The sequence below is a fragment of the Rhodococcus globerulus NBRC 14531 genome (genome assembly GCF_001894805.1).
Lineage (GTDB): Bacteria > Actinomycetota > Actinomycetes > Mycobacteriales > Mycobacteriaceae > Rhodococcus_F > Rhodococcus_F globerula.
Genome location: NZ_BCWX01000001.1, coordinates 741719 through 757664, shown reverse-complemented (window position 1 = coordinate 757664; position 15946 = coordinate 741719). Strand labels below are relative to the sequence as shown.

16 protein-coding genes are annotated in these 15946 nt (G+C 61.6%); 5 read left to right on the top strand and 11 right to left on the bottom strand.

Features of this window, described 5'->3' with window-relative positions; all coding sequences use genetic code 11:
- Window positions 1-40 precede the first annotated feature (40 nt).
- Entirely contained in the window at window positions 41-928 is an 888-nt protein-coding gene (gene purU, locus RG2_RS03315; protein WP_033235527.1) for a formyltetrahydrofolate deformylase, read from the top strand.
- On the opposite strand, the gene RG2_RS03310 is transcribed toward purU, so the two are convergent.
- The 6 genes from RG2_RS03310 to RG2_RS03285 form a co-directional block, all read right to left on the bottom strand.
- Entirely contained in the window at window positions 925-1956 is a 1032-nt protein-coding gene (locus RG2_RS03310) for an alpha/beta fold hydrolase (protein ID WP_033235528.1), read from the bottom strand. The two genes, purU and RG2_RS03310, sit on opposite strands and share 4 nt — an antisense overlap.
- A 50-nt stretch (window positions 1957-2006) precedes the next feature.
- Window positions 2007-2942 carry an AurF N-oxygenase family protein gene (locus RG2_RS03305; RefSeq protein WP_033235529.1) on the bottom strand — a complete coding sequence of 312 codons (936 nt, stop codon included), beginning with the start codon at window positions 2940-2942 and terminating at the stop codon, window positions 2007-2009.
- Window positions 2943-3047: 105 nt separating this feature from the next.
- Window positions 3048-3341, bottom strand: coding sequence for a DUF2516 family protein (locus tag RG2_RS03300; RefSeq protein WP_033235530.1), 294 nt, complete (start codon window positions 3339-3341; stop codon window positions 3048-3050).
- Between the two features lie 93 nt (window positions 3342-3434).
- Entirely contained in the window at window positions 3435-4304 is an 870-nt protein-coding gene (locus tag RG2_RS03295) for a heparin-binding hemagglutinin (RefSeq protein WP_033235531.1), read from the bottom strand.
- Window positions 4294-4803: a helix-turn-helix domain-containing protein gene (locus RG2_RS03290; protein WP_033235532.1), complete on the bottom strand. Its 510-nt coding sequence runs from the start codon at window positions 4801-4803 to the stop codon at window positions 4294-4296. The genes RG2_RS03295 and RG2_RS03290 overlap by 11 nt, the downstream gene beginning before the upstream one ends.
- Window positions 4804-4909: 106 nt before the next feature.
- Window positions 4910-6193: a DUF445 domain-containing protein gene (locus RG2_RS03285; protein ID WP_033235788.1), complete on the bottom strand. Its 1284-nt coding sequence runs from the start codon at window positions 6191-6193 to the stop codon at window positions 4910-4912.
- A gap of 136 nt (window positions 6194-6329) precedes the next feature.
- On the opposite strand from RG2_RS03285, the gene RG2_RS03280 reads away from it, so the two are divergent.
- Together RG2_RS03280 and RG2_RS03275 are read left to right on the top strand one after the other, a co-directional pair.
- The gene (locus tag RG2_RS03280) at window positions 6330-7064 is read left to right on the top strand and encodes a TetR/AcrR family transcriptional regulator (protein ID WP_033235533.1); all 735 of its coding nucleotides are present in this window, start codon (window positions 6330-6332) and stop codon (window positions 7062-7064) included.
- A gap of 49 nt (window positions 7065-7113) precedes the next feature.
- A complete protein-coding gene (locus RG2_RS03275; protein ID WP_033235534.1) occupies window positions 7114-7968 on the top strand; it encodes a polyphosphate kinase 2 family protein in 855 nt (284 codons plus the stop codon).
- 27 nt (window positions 7969-7995) lie between these two features.
- Here the strand turns inward: RG2_RS03275 and RG2_RS03270 are convergent, their stop codons facing one another.
- Window positions 7996-8217: a hypothetical protein gene (locus tag RG2_RS03270; protein WP_033235535.1), complete on the bottom strand. Its 222-nt coding sequence runs from the start codon at window positions 8215-8217 to the stop codon at window positions 7996-7998.
- A 489-nt stretch (window positions 8218-8706) separates the two neighbouring features.
- Between RG2_RS03270 and RG2_RS03265 the strand changes: the two genes are divergently transcribed.
- The gene (locus tag RG2_RS03265; RefSeq protein ID WP_033235536.1) at window positions 8707-9138 is read left to right on the top strand and encodes an ATP-binding protein; all 432 of its coding nucleotides are present in this window, start codon (window positions 8707-8709) and stop codon (window positions 9136-9138) included.
- Window positions 9135-9947, top strand: a complete 813-nt coding sequence (locus RG2_RS03260) for a SigB/SigF/SigG family RNA polymerase sigma factor (RefSeq protein WP_033235537.1) — start codon at window positions 9135-9137, stop codon at window positions 9945-9947. The genes RG2_RS03265 and RG2_RS03260 overlap by 4 nt, the downstream gene beginning before the upstream one ends.
- Before the next feature lie 19 nt (window positions 9948-9966).
- Here RG2_RS03260 and RG2_RS03255 read toward each other — a convergent pair whose 3' ends face one another.
- From RG2_RS03255 to aceA, 4 genes are all read right to left on the bottom strand, one after another.
- Window positions 9967-11007, bottom strand: coding sequence for an NAD(P)-dependent alcohol dehydrogenase (locus RG2_RS03255; RefSeq protein ID WP_033235538.1), 1041 nt, complete (start codon window positions 11005-11007; stop codon window positions 9967-9969).
- Window positions 11008-11072: 65 nt separating this feature from the next.
- Window positions 11073-13379 (bottom strand): 5-methyltetrahydropteroyltriglutamate--homocysteine S-methyltransferase, encoded by a 2307-nt coding sequence (metE, locus tag RG2_RS03250; RefSeq protein WP_033235539.1) that lies wholly within the window; start codon window positions 13377-13379, stop codon window positions 11073-11075.
- A 90-nt stretch (window positions 13380-13469) separates the two neighbouring features.
- Window positions 13470-14366: a 3-hydroxybutyryl-CoA dehydrogenase gene (locus tag RG2_RS03245; protein WP_033235540.1), complete on the bottom strand. Its 897-nt coding sequence runs from the start codon at window positions 14364-14366 to the stop codon at window positions 13470-13472.
- A 185-nt stretch (window positions 14367-14551) separates the two neighbouring features.
- The gene (aceA, locus tag RG2_RS03240; RefSeq protein ID WP_003941533.1) at window positions 14552-15841 is read right to left on the bottom strand and encodes an isocitrate lyase; all 1290 of its coding nucleotides are present in this window, start codon (window positions 15839-15841) and stop codon (window positions 14552-14554) included.
- Between the last annotated feature and the right edge of the window lie 105 nt (window positions 15842-15946).

The following is a 15946-nucleotide window of genomic DNA, read 5'->3' as shown; positions in this document are numbered from 1 at the left end:
TGCGTCGAGCGGCACTGCGACACCTGAGAGACTAGGCGGTATGACCGCTGCACCCTCGACTGATGATCGACGCTACGTACTCTCCCTCGGCTGCCCGGACACGACGGGCATCGTCGCGCGCATTTCGTCTTTCCTCACCGATGTCGGTGGCTGGATCGTCGAAGCGGCGTATCACGCTGACGCGGACACCGGTTGGTTCTTCACTCGTCAGGCAGTGCGGGCATCGTCGGTGAGTATCAGCATCGAGGAACTGCGTGAGCGTTTCAAGGCCGTTGCCGCCGAGATCGGACCCGAAACCGAGTGGACGCTGCACGATTCGGGGGCTCCCAAGAAAATCGTCCTGCTGGTGAGCAAGGAAGGTCACTGCCTTCACGACCTCCTCGGACGCGCGGCCGGCGGCGAACTCCCAGCCGAAATCAGCGCCGTCATCGGAAACCACGAGGATTTGCGCAGCGTGACCGAGCGTCACGGGATCGACTTCCACCACGTTCCCTTTCCCAAGGACCCGGCCGAACGCGGACCGTCCTTCGAGAAGGTGCGCGCCCTGGTCGACGCCCATGACCCGGACGCGGTTGTCCTGGCTCGGTTCATGCAGGTTCTGCCGCAGTCACTGTGCGAGCACTGGGCGGGCCGCGCGATCAACATCCATCACAGCTTCTTGCCGTCGTTCATCGGGGCCCGCCCGTACCACCAGGCTTTTGCTCGGGGTGTGAAGCTGATCGGTGCGACGTGCCACTACGTCACCGCGGAACTTGATGCCGGCCCGATCATCGAGCAGGACGTGATCCGCGTCGACCATGCCGACGATGTTGCCGACATGGTCCGCCAGGGTCGCGATATCGAAAAGCTTGTTCTTTCTCGCGGTTTGCGCTGGCACCTCGAAGATCGGGTGTTGGTGCACGGCCGCAAGACTGTGGTGTTCAGCTAGAGATTGCGCAACCGCACGATCTCGCGGTCGAATTCGTCGATGCTCTCGATGGACGACATGTGACCGACACCGGGAATCACGATCAGCCGTTCGAGGTTGCCTGCTTCGTCGAGCACCTGCGCGAGTTTGCGTGCGTGGACGGGTGGCGTGAGTCGGTCGAGTGATCCGACGAGCACGGTGGTCGGCACTTCGAGATTGTCGAGTCCCTCGTGAATGTCGAGAGTGCTCAGGGCCGCTCCCCAACCGCCGCGGATGCGCGGCTTGCACTCTCGAACGATGTTCTCGCAGAACTGAACTTCGGCTTTGGTGGCGTTGGGCGACATCGAGACGTACTGGATCGCCTTGGTCATCGCGCCCGAGGACACGAATGGCACGGGCGAGCTGAGGATGGCGCGGCCGACCGGAACCGGCACCCGCGGGAAGCGTTCCGGCAGCGGAATCACGGTGGTTTCGGCAATCAGACGGTCACTTGCCGTGCTGGCCAGCATTACCGCCGACGCGTACTTCTTGACGTCGCCGGGGTGCTTTCCGGCCCACGCGATGATGCTCATGCCGCCCATGCTGTGTCCGACGATGACGGCTTTCTTGTCTTCACGGACGGTCGCTCCGAGCACTGCCGAGAGATCGTCGGCGAGTACGTCGGGCCCAAGCGGAAGGGTGCCGACAGTACTGCGTCCGTGTCCGCGCTGGTCGTACGTGATGACCCGGTACTCGCCGGCCAGCGCGTTGACCTGTGGGTACCAGAATTCGGTTGAGCAGGTCCAGCCGTGACTGAGAACAATGGGATCACCGTCGACGGGGCCGTATGCCCGGATGTTGATGATCGCGCCGTCTTCGGTGGTCAGTTCGCTGATGTCCGCTTTGAACGTCGGGGTCTTCAAGAGTGCGTTCGGTTCGACGTCGGCAACGAGAGTGAGCCCTCTGGTGGAGCTACGACGACGGATAGCGGCGACGGCTGCCGCAAACGCTCCGGCTCCGGCAACTCCGGCCAATACCCGGAGTGTGGTGGTTCGCGAACTGCTGGACATGCATGTACCCCTGACTGAATTCGAAAGAAAATCGATACGGATGATGGGTGTCAGATGATGTGCGCTCGGCGCAGCAACATCGTTGACGGGCCGCCGATCAGGCCGACCTCGGTAAGAAACTCGACGGTATTCGCGCATCCTCGACGCACCATGTCGTGGTAGTGGACATTGTTTTTGGCGGCGTGGATTGCCGCTTCGGCGTCGAGTCCGGCGGCTGCGTAAACGTTCTTGTTCACGAGGCTGGTGACCACGAAGTAAGCGGTGACGGCAAGGACGAACCGGACGCGGGCTTGCTGGAACCGGGTGATGTTGGCTGCTCGTCGGACGGTTTCCTCGCGGGCGAATCTGATGTGGCGGGCTTCTTCGACCACGTGGATTCTGCTGACGGTTCGGGTGAGCGGTTGTACTCGGGTGTCTCGCATGAATTCGCGTTGCATCATGTCGAGGATTTCTTCGGCGAAGAGTGTTCCGCCGTAGGCCAGGGATCCGGTGGCCGTGGCCTTGAACGGGCGCGCAGCGGTGCGGATCCAGGTCTTCGGGCGGTAGGACGGGACGCCGAATTTGGCTGCGGAGCGCGCAAACATCGTGGAGTGCCGGCATTCGTCGGCGATTTCGGTGAGCGCAAATTGCACGTGCGCCGTGGAAGGATCGTGGAAGTAGATGTCGCGGACGAGCATCTGCATGAGGATCATTTCGAACCAGATGCCGGTGCCGGCGATGCTGGCGGCCTCGTGGATGGTGAGCGTGATGCGTTGTTGCTGCGTCATCTCGTCCCACATCGGCGTGCCGTAGAGGCTGCACCACTCGGGGCTCATCCCGTACAGGTCGCCGGGGACGGGAGCTTCCCAGTCGATTTCGATCAACGGGTCGTAGGACGTGCGGGCAGCCGAGGCAAGGAGCTTGGACGCTGTTTCCTGGCGGTCACCGGCACGCGTCAGTCGGGATGGGCGCCGATCGTTCGTAGATCGGTCATGCTCGACAGACATCGCAGTTCACTCCCCACGAGGACCGGCAATCTATGTGTGACTGCCGTTAACCCACAATAGCACCGCATAGTGCCACCCCGGTGGGGACGAACTGCGAAAGACGCGCTACCAGCGCGGACCGCGCTGGATGTCGTCCACGCGAGGCCGCACGTCAACGAGATAGACGCAGATTGCGACTACCGCGATGATGCCCAGCATTCCCACCGGAGACGTCACCAACAACACCAAAGCCGCGACGACAAGGATGCCAAGCCAGATCGGCTTGGTCAGCTTGTTGACTGCGGTGAACGCGTCAGGGCGCTGCCGCACGGCATGCACGATCGCGAAGACAGCACCTGCCAAGGCAAGCAACTTCAGTGCGAGAAAAATCAGGCCGATAATGCCATCCACAGCTACCACGTCTTACATCCTAGTTTCCGTAGTCCGACATCACGAACAGAAGGCTCCTGCACCCGAGAGCGCAGGAGCCTTCTCACTTGTCGAGCCTGCCGATCAAGCCTTCTTGGTCGGTGCAGCCTTCGTCGGTGCAGCGGTCTTGGCCGGAGCAGCCTTCACCGGTGCGGCAGCAGCCTTCGCGGGAGCAGCCTTCGCCGGCGCAGCCTTGGCCGGTGCAGCCTTGGCGGGTTCAGTCTTCTTGGCAGCGGCCGTTGCGCGCTCCTGGACATCGGATGCGGCAGCGGTCACGCGAGCTGCAGCTTCCTTGGAAGCCTCGTCTGCCTGGTCGCCGAGGTCGAGGACCTTGAGCGCAGCTTCGTCGCCCACATCGGCGATCTTCTCGCCGGCGTCGGAGATCTTCTCGCCAACCTCTTCGGCGGTGTCGGAGATGCGTCCGGCAGCGCGGCCGGCCAGCTTGGCAGCCTGCTCGCCCACGGCGCGCGTCTGACGGGCAACGGTTCCGAGTGCGTCTTCGGTCAGCTCGACAGCGTCACCGAGAGCGGACTCCGCAGCGGCGATGCCCTCTTCGACGGCCGGCTGCTTGCGGATGCGCTCAACTGCATCTTCGCCGCGCTCTGCCAGCGAGTTGTACAGATCGCCCGCAACCTTGAGGTATGCCTCGGCGACCTTGCGGAGCTCGTCGGGTGCAAACTTCTCGCGCAGCTCGGCAAGCTCCTCGGGCAGCTCGGACGGCAGGCCGGCGAGACGCTCACGAAGAGCCTCAACGCTTTCCACGACGTCGCCCTGCACTGCGGCGAACTTTTCGCGTGCACCGTCGACGCGGCCCGTGACCTCGTCCTGGCTGGTCTCGGCGCGCTCACGAACCTGGGCAACAACGTCGGCAACGGCCTGGACGACGAGGTCGCCGGCGCCGACTGCGGCGTAGATCGAGGTCTTGACGTTGTCGATGGCGGTCTTATCGGTCATGTTGTTCTCCTTCTGGGAGGTCTGAGTCCGGAATTGTGGTGGGGGCTGCGCTCTGGGCTACTGCAGCGGGCCGCGTCGAATCGTTCTCCCGACAGAACGAGTCGTAGATCTCGAGCAGCACTTGTTTCTGTCGCTCGCTGATGGAGGTATCTGCGAGCACGGCGTCACGGATCGGACTATGTGGCCGTTGTTCGAGATATCCGGCCTGGACGTAGAGGACTTCCGAAGACACTCGGAGCCCTTTTGCTATTTGCGCGAGCACGTCGGCAGACGGTTTCCGTAGTCCTCGTTCGATCTGGCTGAGGTACGGATTGCTTACACCGGCGAGCTGTGCAAGTTGGCGCATCGAGACTTGTGCGGCTTCGCGCTGCGCACGAATGAATCCCCCGATGTCGTGTGCCGCAGAGCTGACGACGCGCGCTGCCAAGTCGCTGGCTCCGGCTGCGGCACCGGATGATTCACGTTCTCCTTCATCGGAGTTCGTCGACTTCGCAGACATTGCGTCTTCCCTTTCCTGTGGACATTTCCCAGAGTAGGAGAGGGTGCTAACTATTGCAAGCACTACTGCTAGCACTGGGGTGCACGTCACATTCGAGGGCCGATTACTAGCCGAAGATCAGCGTCGACACCGTGTAGATGAACAGACCGGCTATCGCGCCGACCACCGTGCCGTTGATGCGGATGAACTGAAGATCACGACCGACCTGAAGCTCGATCTTGCGACTTGCTTCTTCGGCGTCCCAGCGCTCGACGGTGTCGCTGATGACACCGGTGATCTCGTCGGTGTAGTTCTCCGCGATGTACGTCGTACCGGCGGCCAGCCACCCGTCGACCTTCCCTCGCATCGACTCGTCGTCGCGCAGGCGGATGCCCAATCCGACGACGTTCTCGGCGACCTTGGTCCGCAGGGTGCTGTTGGGATCGTCGACCGATTCCATGATCAGCCGCTTCGCGACCTTCCACGTCGCCGACGCGAGTCCGGTGACTTCCTCTCGCCCCATGATCTCGGCCTTGATGCCCTCGGCTTTTTTGATCGTCTCCGGATCGTTCTGCAGATCGTCCGCAAAATCGATCAGGAAGCGATTGGCCGCCAGCCGAACCTCGTGCTCGGGATTTGCCCGCACCTTCCACGTGAACTCGACCAGTTCCTTGTAGATCTTCTCGCCGAGCATCGCATCGACAAATTTCGGCGACCACGCGGGAGAGTCCCGGACGATCACCCGGTCGATGGTCTCCTGACTGCCGAGCGCCCACTGATGGGCGCGTTCGGCCAGCAGTTCGATGATCGGCAGTTGCTTGTTCTCCTTCAGAAGCTCACCGAGTACCCGGCCGATCGGCGGGCCCCACATCGGTTCTGCCAACCGCTTGACGATCGTGTGGTCGATGACCTGCGCAATGTCCTCGTCGCGCAGCACTTCTACCAGTCCCCGCAGGATCGTCGACGTCTCCGCGGCAACACGCGCAGCGTTGTCTCGCTCGGCCATCCACGTCCCGAGCCGCAGCGGGATCTGTGCCTGCTGCACCTTCGCGGACACAACGTCTGGGGCCAGGAAGTTCTGACCGACAAACGAACTCAAACTGGCCCCGAGCTGGTCTTTCTTGCGTTTGATGATCGCCGTGTGCGGAATCGGTATGCCCATCGGATGACGGAACAGCGCCGTGACGGCAAACCAGTCCGCCAGCGCGCCGACCATTCCTGCCTCGGACGCAGCCCTCACGTACCCGACCCACTCGCCCGCGCCGCGTGATTCCTGCCATCGACAGAACAGATAGACGACCGTCGCGAAACCGAGGAGACCGGTCGCGAAGAACTTCATCTTGCGGAGGTCCCGACGCTTGGCGTCGTCGCCGAAAGTCGAGTCGAAAGCGTTAGGGCTCAATTGCTGCACCCTTGCCATTGTGCCGAAAGCTTGTCGCTGGTGCGTCGAAGCCGCAGGTGCGTGCCCACCGTAATTCCCCGAACACTAAGCTGAAACGGAATGAGACCGCTCGGACGTGGATCGCACCACAGATATGAGATACCCCGTGGCTAAGAACGCTGTGCAGGACAACGAGCAGGTAGACGGCCCAGTTGTCGCTGACACGAAGCCCGAGAAGTCCGACGGACGCAAACGACGCTGGCGCGAACACAAGATCGCCCGACGTGAAGAGCTTGTCGACGGCACCATCGCAGCGATCCGGGCGCGTGGCCGTGAAATCGGTATGGATGAGATCGCGTCCGAAATCGGCGTGTCCAAGACTGTCCTCTACCGCTACTTCACTGACAAGAGTGACCTGACGACGGCCACGATGATGCGGTACGTCGAGACAATTCTCGCGCCGCGCATCTATCAGGCCATCAGCGACGAACTCGACGATTTCGAACTGACACACGCAACGATCACCGCGTATGTCGAGACTGTTGCGTCGGACCCGGCGATCTACCTCTATGTCATGGCAAACGGAGCCGGCGCAAGTCGTGACGTCGTCGCCGAGTCGGAGCGAATGATCGCCGAACTCCTGTCCACGGTGCTGGGCAATCGTCTGCGCGAGATGGAAATGGATTCCGGCGGATCTCTGCCGTGGGCGTACGGCATCGTCGGCGGTATTCAGTTGGCGACGCACTGGTGGATCTCCAACAAGTCGATGTCCGCTGAATCCTTGATCGACTACTTGACGATGATGACGTGGGGCGGCATCACCGGTATCGCCGCCGTCAAGGGTTCGCCGGCCAAGTTCAAATCCATGCCGCATCCGCTGATCGCTCCCGAAAACGACTGAGCCTGAAGTTCCCACCGAGGCCACCTCGGCTGTGGCACAGTCTCCGGGTATGACAGACGACTCGCTGTGGGAAACACCGGCCGTGACGATTCTTCGATCGCAGCCTGGCTTCGATCTCGAAGGTCTCGACCGCAACAGCACTCCGGGATTCACCGGGAAGAAAGCTGACGGCGAGCGTCTCCTCGAAGAACGCGGCGCCGTGCTGTCTGGCTTGCAGGAAATGTTGTATGCCAACGGTCGCTCGGGTGACTCGCGGTCAGTCCTCCTCGTCCTGCAGGGAATGGACACCTCGGGCAAGGGCGGAATGGTCCGCCACGTCGTGGGGCACGTCGATCCACAGGGTGTCGACCACGCGTCCTTCGGTGTTCCGACAGACGAGGAAAAGCAGCATCACTACCTGTGGCGGATCAAGAAGCAACTCCCCCGCGGCGGTTATCTCGGGGTGTTCGACCGCTCCCACTACGAGGACGTTCTTGTGGTGCGAGTTCACGATCTGGTGCCGCCCGATGTCTGGGGAGCACGATACGACGAGATCAATCAGTTCGAGAAGGAACTGGTCGACGCCGGCACCACCATCGTCAAGGTCGCGATGTTCGTGTCGCTCGACGAGCAGAAGAAACGTCTGCAGGAGCGACTCGACCGGCCGGAGAAGTACTGGAAGTACAACCCGGGCGACGTGACCGAACGGAAACTGTGGCCCGCATATCAAGAGGCCTATCAGGCGATGCTCGACAAGACGTCCACCGAGCACGCCCCGTGGTACGTCGTGCCGTGTGATCGCAAGTGGTACAGCCGCATCGCCGTCACCGAACTGTTGATCGACGCATTCGAGAGCCTCGACCTGTCATGGCCGCCAGCCGATTTCGACGTCGAGATCGAGAAGGCTCGACTCGCCGAGTCCTGATGATATTCAGAACAGCCTGATGGAGAGTCAGAACAAGTGGGGCGTTTCCCGATGCACCTTGTGATCGTGCCGAACGGTTCCGCTGTACAGCGCGATCATGAGGCCTATGGACACCGCTGCCGCCAACCCCGAAACCAGCGCCCAGCCGGCGTTGCCTGATCCGGCTGCGAAGAGGAATCCGCCCAGACAGACCACAGTGACTAGAACCAGGAAGTACGACGCCCAGGCCGCAAAGAGATTGAGCTTCATGTTGGCTCCTCGGATCGGATCTCTTTCGATTCGACCGTACGCCTGAGCACACAGCCCGACAAGCGGGTTTCCCCGGCGGCACCTGGGGTAGCCGAATTACATGAATATCGGAAACCTTTTCCGCAGAATCGAATCCGCCGACCAACTGGACGGTGGACATCCACCAGGGGCGCACGCGATATCGGGCCCCATAAATAATGGATAATCCCTCATCGGCTGTGTGCTCAACCTCGGTTAGGAACAGTACCCCGAGATGACGGAGGTCACAAGCGCGGTGTGAGCGTTCGGTTCGGTCGCACGTCACGAGCTGGTGGTCGAGGTTGCGCAAAGTTGTGGTTTGAACTGCGCCCTTTGGAGGTAATCCCCATTAAGCGTCTGCGCACCGGCGTAGATATTTTCTGTATAGGGGTGTCTGTGATCGTATCGGTCGGTATGGTTCACCGCACCAGCGTCCGGGGCCGGCACCTGGTACGACGATCCGGAGAACTCATGCCACATCTCAGCGCAATCGAACCCGATCAGGATCGCACTCAACCCGTCGTCGAGTTGAGAATCCGGGCAACCCTTGACCAACTGTCGATATTGCGGGCGCTCGCTGCGACCGTCGCGATTCAGGAGAGCTTCGACCTCGACGCCATCGCCGACATCAGGCTGGCCATGGATGAGATCTGTACGCATCTCATCGTCCGAGCTCTCCCCGATTCTGTACTGGTGTGCCGATTTGTCTACGCGGCGTCCCAATTACATATTTCGGTCGCGACCACGACAGCTGAGTCCGACGGTGCCGACCAGCGATCCTTCGGGTGGCACGTCCTCACCGCCCTCACCGACTCGATTTCCCTTGATCAAGAAGAAGATCCGAATGGCGCCGGGTACATCACGACTATGAAGTTCACCAAAGCCGACGGCAGGCGCCAGTGACATCGTCCGCTCGCGGGGCATCGCCCGAGCATGGCCCACCGCGGCCGCGTCGTCGGTCGACAGACGAGTATCGAGACGTCATAGCCGTTTTCGAGAAGTTGGACACCCTCGATCGTCACGGAGTTGAGTACGAGCGAGTGCGGGCCGCGCTCATCACGCGCTGCCTGCCGCTGGCCGAGCACATTGCCCGGCGCTTCGACGGCCGCGGCGAGGCACACGACGACCTTGTTCAGGTCGCACGGCTGGGTCTGGTCAACGCGGTCGACCGGTTCGATGTCAGTCGTGGATCGGACTTCGTATCATTTGCCGTCCCCACTGTCATGGGAGAAGTCCGACGACACTTCCGGGACACCGGCTGGGCGGTCCGCGTTCCTCGCCGCATGAAGGAATTGCACTTCCAACTCGGCCAGGCGATCAGCGAGCTGTCACAGCAGTTGGGGCACGCTCCGACCGTCGACGAACTTGCGGCGACGCTGGGTGTCGAACGCGAAGAAGTAGCCCAAGCGCTCATCGCCGGAAACGCTTATCAAACAGTGTCGGTCGACGGCGCTGCGTCCAACCACACCGACGATCTACCCCTGGTGGAAACTCTCGGCGATTACGACGCAGCTCTCGAAAATGTCGAAAATCACGAAGCTCTGCGGCCACTGCTGGAGAAGCTACCTGACCGGGAAAGGACCGTGTTGATGCTGCGGTTCTTCGGCAATCTCACGCAGACGCAGATCGCCGAGAAGGTCGGGGTATCGCAGATGCATGTGTCGCGGTTGCTCGCGAAGACTCTCAGTAGCCTTCGCGAGCAACTCGACTAACCCGCAGTAGCGACCGCGATCAGATTGTGGCCGTGTCGATGACAAATCTGTAACGGACGTCGCTTGCGACCACGCGATCGTAAGCGACGTTGATCTCACTTGCCGGAATGAGTTCGATCTCGGCTCCGATTCCGTGTTCGGCGCAGAAGTTCAGCATCTCCTGCGTCTGCGGAATGCCGCCGACCATGCTGCCGGCCAGGCTACGACGGTTCGCGGCAAGCGAGAACGCGCGCACCTCGATCGGCTTCTCCGGCAATCCCAATTCGACCAAGGTTCCATTGAGTGCGAGCAACGACATGTACGCGTCGATGTCGAGGTTGACCGAAACGGTGTTGAGAATCAGATCGAACTGTCCACGCAATGCCTTGAACGTTCCGGGGTCCTTGGTGGCGTAGTAGTGATCCGCACCGAAACGCAGACCGTCGTCCTGCTTGCTCAGTGATTGACTCAGGACGGTGACCTCGGCCCCCATCGCTTTGGCGATCTTCACACCGACATGGCCGAGACCACCGAAGCCGATGATCGCAACCTTCGTGCCCGGTCCGGTTTTCCAGTGCCGTAGCGGCGAGTACAACGTGATACCTGCACACAGAAGTGGCGCCGCGACATCGAGTTCGATGCCGTCGGGGATCGAAAGAACAAAGTGTTCGTTGACGACGATGGACGTCGCATACCCACCTTGGGTGCGCTCGCCGTCGCGACCCTTGGCGTTGTAAGTGCCGGTCACTCCGGTGCGGCAGTACTGCTCCTCACCGGCGACGCACATGTCACATTCCCCGCAGGAGTCGACAAAACAACCGACACCCACGCGGTCGCCGACCTTGTGCGTCGTCACCTCGGAGCCGATCGCGGCAACTACACCCGCGATTTCGTGGCCCGGGACAACCGGGTATTTTGTTCCGCCCCACTCATTTCGGGCGGAGTGGATGTCGGAGTGGCAGATTCCGGCAAACTTGATGTCGATGAGAATGTCCAGTGGACCGAGCTCGCGTCGTTCGATGGTGGTCTTCTCCAGAGGACCGTCAGCGGACATAGCGGCGTAAGCAGCAGCAGTAACCATGGGTACATGCCTACTCGCGCAAGAAGGGACCTGCAAATTGCAGGTCCCTTCTTGTACCGATTTGTCTAGTTGTCGGTATCCTGAGCGTTCTCGGCCCGGCGACGCAGTCGTCTCGCCGCCGCAACCAAGTTGCGCAGTGACGGCTCGAGCTGCCACGGATGGCGGGTCTTGAGCCCACCGTCCGGGTTTGCCCACAAACGATCGAGAGAAATCGATTCGCTTGCCTCCGTGAGCAATTCGTCGAGTTCGTCGATATCCGGGATCCTCGCCGAACGGGACTCGTACACACCGGGTCCGACGCCGTGTGTGAGCGCGCCTTCCTTCAGTGCGTCGAGCACCCACGTGATGGAGCGGGTCGCGACGATAGCCGTCACATCGGCGTCCAACCGTTCGATGGCGTCGACCACCGACGACCGAGCGGAGTACGTCAGATGCGTGTGGATCTGTGTTTCCGGCTTGGCTCCACCTGTTGCCAGACGGAACGCGTCGACGGCCCACTCCAGGTAGGCCTCCCGGCCGTCCTCACGTAGCGGCAGCAGTTCACGAATTGCAGGCTCGTCCACCTGGATGATGGCGATGCCGGCCGCTTCGAGATCTGCAATTTCGTCCCGAATGACAAGGGCCAGTTGCTCTGCCGTTTCGTAGAGCGGCTGATCCTGACGGACGAAAGAACGGGCGATCATGGTGACCGGTCCGGTAAGCATGCCCTTGACCGGCTTGTCGGTCAGCGACTGCGCGTACGCAATCCATTCGACCGTCATCGGCTTCGGACGCGCGATGTCTCCGTAGAGAATCGGCGGACGCGTGCAACGAGATCCGTAGGCCTGCACCCAACCGTTGTGCGTGAAGGCATACCCTTCGAGCAGTTCGGCGAAGTACTGGACCATGTCGTTGCGCTCGTGCTCACCGTGCACGAGGACGTCGAGTCCGATGTCCTCTTGCAGGCGGATGGTGCGTTCGATCTCTTCCTGGATGCGCTTGTAGTAGTCTTCCCACTCCAACCGACCCTCGCCGAGTTCGTAACGTGCCTGGCGGATTTCGTTGGTCTGCGGGAACGAGCCCAATGTCTGAGCCGGCACCAAGGGCAGGTTCAACCGTTCCTGCTGAGCCTTACGACGCTCTTCGTACGGAGCGCGGATACGATCTTCGGGCTTGACTGCGTTGACCCGGGCTCGCACGGCGTGCTTGAGCTTGAAGTGCACCTTTGTCGGACGCTTGCGCCACTTGTCCGACGGACCTTCGGTGAGGGCCTTCGCAAGTGTCACGACCTCGCCGACCTTCTGCTTGGCAAAGGCCAGACGATCCGCGACGTCTCCCGGGATGTCGTACTCGGAGAGCACGTCGTACGGCACGTGCAGCAGCGAAGACGACGTGGAGACAACAAGATCCGGGACAACGTCCTTGAGCTCGTTGAGGTACGTCAAGGTGTTGAAACGATCGACTCGCCAGACGTTTCGGCCGTCGACCACACCGGCGTAGATCCGCTTGCGCTTGATGTGGGGAACCGCAGCCAGTTCTTCGGCCGTGATCCGGCCGTGCACGAGGTCCAGTCCGAATGCCTCGATCTTGGTGGCAGCCAGGATGTTCAGAGCCTCGCCGAACTTGCCGTACGGTCCTGTGACCAGCAGACGCGGACGCAGCGGCGCGGTGGACAGCTTCTCGTACGCCCGCTTGAGCGCATCGAGCTCTTCTGCCGAGCGATCCTCCGTCACCGAAGGCTCGTCCAGCTGAACGCATGTTGCACCGGCCTTGGCCAACTGCTCGAACAGCTTCTCGTACACGGGAAGTAGATCGTCGAGTCGATCGAGCGGCGTGAAATCGGCGTCGACCGCTTCGGTTGCCGGCCCCACCTTGGAGAGCAGAAGCAACGACACCGGTCCCATGATCACGGGACGCAGTTCGATGCCTCGTTCCTTGGCGCGCTCGAATTCGTCGAGCAACGCCTCCGAGTGGAGTGAGAACTCGGTAGCGGCGTCGATCTCGGGCTGACGGTAGTAGTAGTTGGTGCCGAAGAACCGGACCAACTCCAGGGGCGGGAAGTCGGGACGTCCACGCGCCATCGTGAAGTAGAAATCGAGTGGGTCCAAAGCGCTTTCGAGCGGCTTGAACCGCTCGGGCACGGCGCCGAACAGCAAGGCGTTGTCGAGAACGTGATCGTAGAACGAGAAGGTATTGCCGGGAACCTGACTCAATCCCGTTGCAGCCAATTCGCTCCAGGTCGATTCCTGAAGTTCCTTGGCAACCGCGAGAAGTGCGTCCTTGTCGGAATTGCCGTGCCAGTAGGACTCGAGGGCACGCTTGAGCTCCCGCCGCGGCCCGATGCGCGGGTACCCCAGGACGCTGGAGCCGAATGCTGCAGTGCTGCTGGACATGCGGTCGACCTTTCTAACCGAGGGGCGCAAGCGCCCTGTGCGCCTTTGTGGTAGCCGGAACTACCAGAAAGGCGCACAGGGCCATTGGCCTTAGCTTGCCTGCTTGGCGGAACGACCGTTGTCGGTGTACTCGTAGAACCCTGCGCCGGACTTCTTACCCGTCAGACCGGCCTCGACCATACGGAGGAGCAGCGGCGGGGCGGAGTACAGCGGCTCCTTGAACTCTTCGTACATGGAGTCGGCGATGGACTTGACGGTGTCGAGTCCGACCAGGTCCGTCAGAGCCAGCGGACCCATGGGGTGCGCGAGGCCGAGAACCGTTGCCTTGTCGATGTCTTCCTTGGTGGCGAAGCCCGACTCGACCATGCGGATGGCCGAGAGCAGGTACGGCACCAGGAGTGCGTTGACGACAAAGCCGGAGCGGTCGGCACTGCGGACAACCTGCTTGCCAAGGACGTCACTGGCAAAAGCCTCGGCGCGCTGCGACACCGTGGAGCTGGTCTTGAGCGTCGTCACCAGTTCGACGAGCGGCAGAACCGGCACCGGGTTGAAGAAGTGCATACCGATGACTCGCTCGGGACGCTTGGTCGAGATACCCAGCTTCATGATCGGGATCGACGACGTGTTGGACGCGAGAACCGCATCCGGATCCGTCACGACCGCGTCGAGCTCGGCAAAGATTTCGCTCTTGATCTTCTCGTCTTCGACGACGGCCTCCACAACGAGCTGGCGGTCCGCGAAATCTCCCAGATCGGAGGTGAAACGCAGACGCCATGCGGCCTGCTCACGCTCACGTTCTGTGATCTTTCCGCTGCTCACGCCGCGGTCGAGCGAACGCAGGATGCGTGAACGCCCGGCTGCTGCAAGCTCGCGAGTCTGCTCGAAGACCAGAACATCGACATGTGCGCGGGCGCACACCTCGGCGATTCCGGCACCCATGATTCCGGCGCCGATAACGCCGACGCGCTGAATTTTTTCGCTGGTCACGTCAGCTCCTTGTTTGTCTCGTGGAGTTTGTCTGGTGGAGGTGTAGCTGTGGAAGCACTTCGAACCGCGTCGACGCTGATGGCCGGCGCAATCGGAACTGCTTTGAAGACGGAAGAGAAGTAGTGCGGTGATACAAGCAGGGGAGAGACCCGAAGCCGAGCCTCTCCCCCACCCGATGTCAGTTCTTAGTGGAACTGTCCCTCTTCGGTGGAGCCCTTGAGAGCTGCCGTCGAGGTGTTGGGGTCAACCGTGGTGGCGATGGTGTCGAAGTAGCCGGCGCCAACCTCACGCTGGTGCTTGATGGCGGTGAAGCCACGCTCTTCGGCAGCCTTGAACTCGCGCTCCTGCAGGTCGACGAATGCCGTCATACCTTCACGGGCGTAGCCGTAGGCCAGGTCGAACATGCCGTAGTTGAGCGAGTGGAAGCCTGCGAGCGTGATGAACTGGAACTTGAAGCCCATCGCGCCGAGCTCCTTCTGGAACTTCGCGATGGTCGCGTCGTCCAGGTGTGCCTTCCAGTTGAAGGACGGGGAGCAGTTGTAGGCCAGGAGCTGGTCCGGGAATTCGCTGCGAACGGACTCGGCGAACTTCTTTGCAACCTCGAGGTCCGGCACGCCGGTCTCCATCCAGATGAGGTCTGCGTACGGTGCGTAAGCCTTGGCGCGAGCGATGCAGGGCTCGATGCCGTTCTTGACGCCGTAGAAGCCTTCAGCCGTACGGGTTCCGTCGAGGAACGGGCGGTCGCGCTCGTCCACGTCGGAGGTGATGAGGGTTGCGGCCTCAGCGTCGGTGCGGGCGATGATGACGGACGGAACGTCCGCGACATCGGAAGCCAGACGAGCCGAGGTCAGGGTGCGGATGTGCTGCTGCGTGGGGATGAGCACCTTGCCGCCGAGGTGGCCGCACTTCTTCTCCGAAGCGAGCTGATCCTCCCAGTGAACGCCTGCTGCGCCGGCGCCGATCATGGCCTTCTGCAGCTCGTATGCGTTGAGAGCGCCACCGAAGCCGGCTTCGGCGTCGGCAACGATCGGAGCGAGCCAGTTGCTGACGGAGGTGTCACCCTCGGTCTTGGCGATCTCGTCGGCGCGCAGCAGTGCGTTGTTGATGCGACGAACGACGGTCGGAACCGAGTTGGCCGGGTAGAGGCTCTGGTCCGGGTACGTGTGGCCCGAGAGGTTAGCGTCGCCGGCAACCTGCCAGCCGGAGAGGTAGATGGCCTTGAGGCCGGCGCGAACCTGCTGCACAGCCATGTTGCCGGTAAGTGCACCGAGGGAGTTGATGTAGTCCTCGTTGTTCACGAGATCCCAGAGGATCTCGGATCCGCGGCGAGCGAGGGTCTGCTCCTCGACGACGGTGCCCTGGAGCTTGACGACCTGATCGGCCGTGTAGTTACGAGTTACGCCCTTCCAGCGAGGGTTGGTGTCCCAATCCTGCTGAAGCTCTGCTGCGGTCTTCGGGGTGCCGGTGGTCGACATCAAGACTCCATCTCTTTGATCTACTGGTCCGGCCCGTTGTGAGCGGTACGTGCGTACTGCTTCACATCCTTGCCAGGCCCTTTTTGTGTACTCATCGAGAATGAC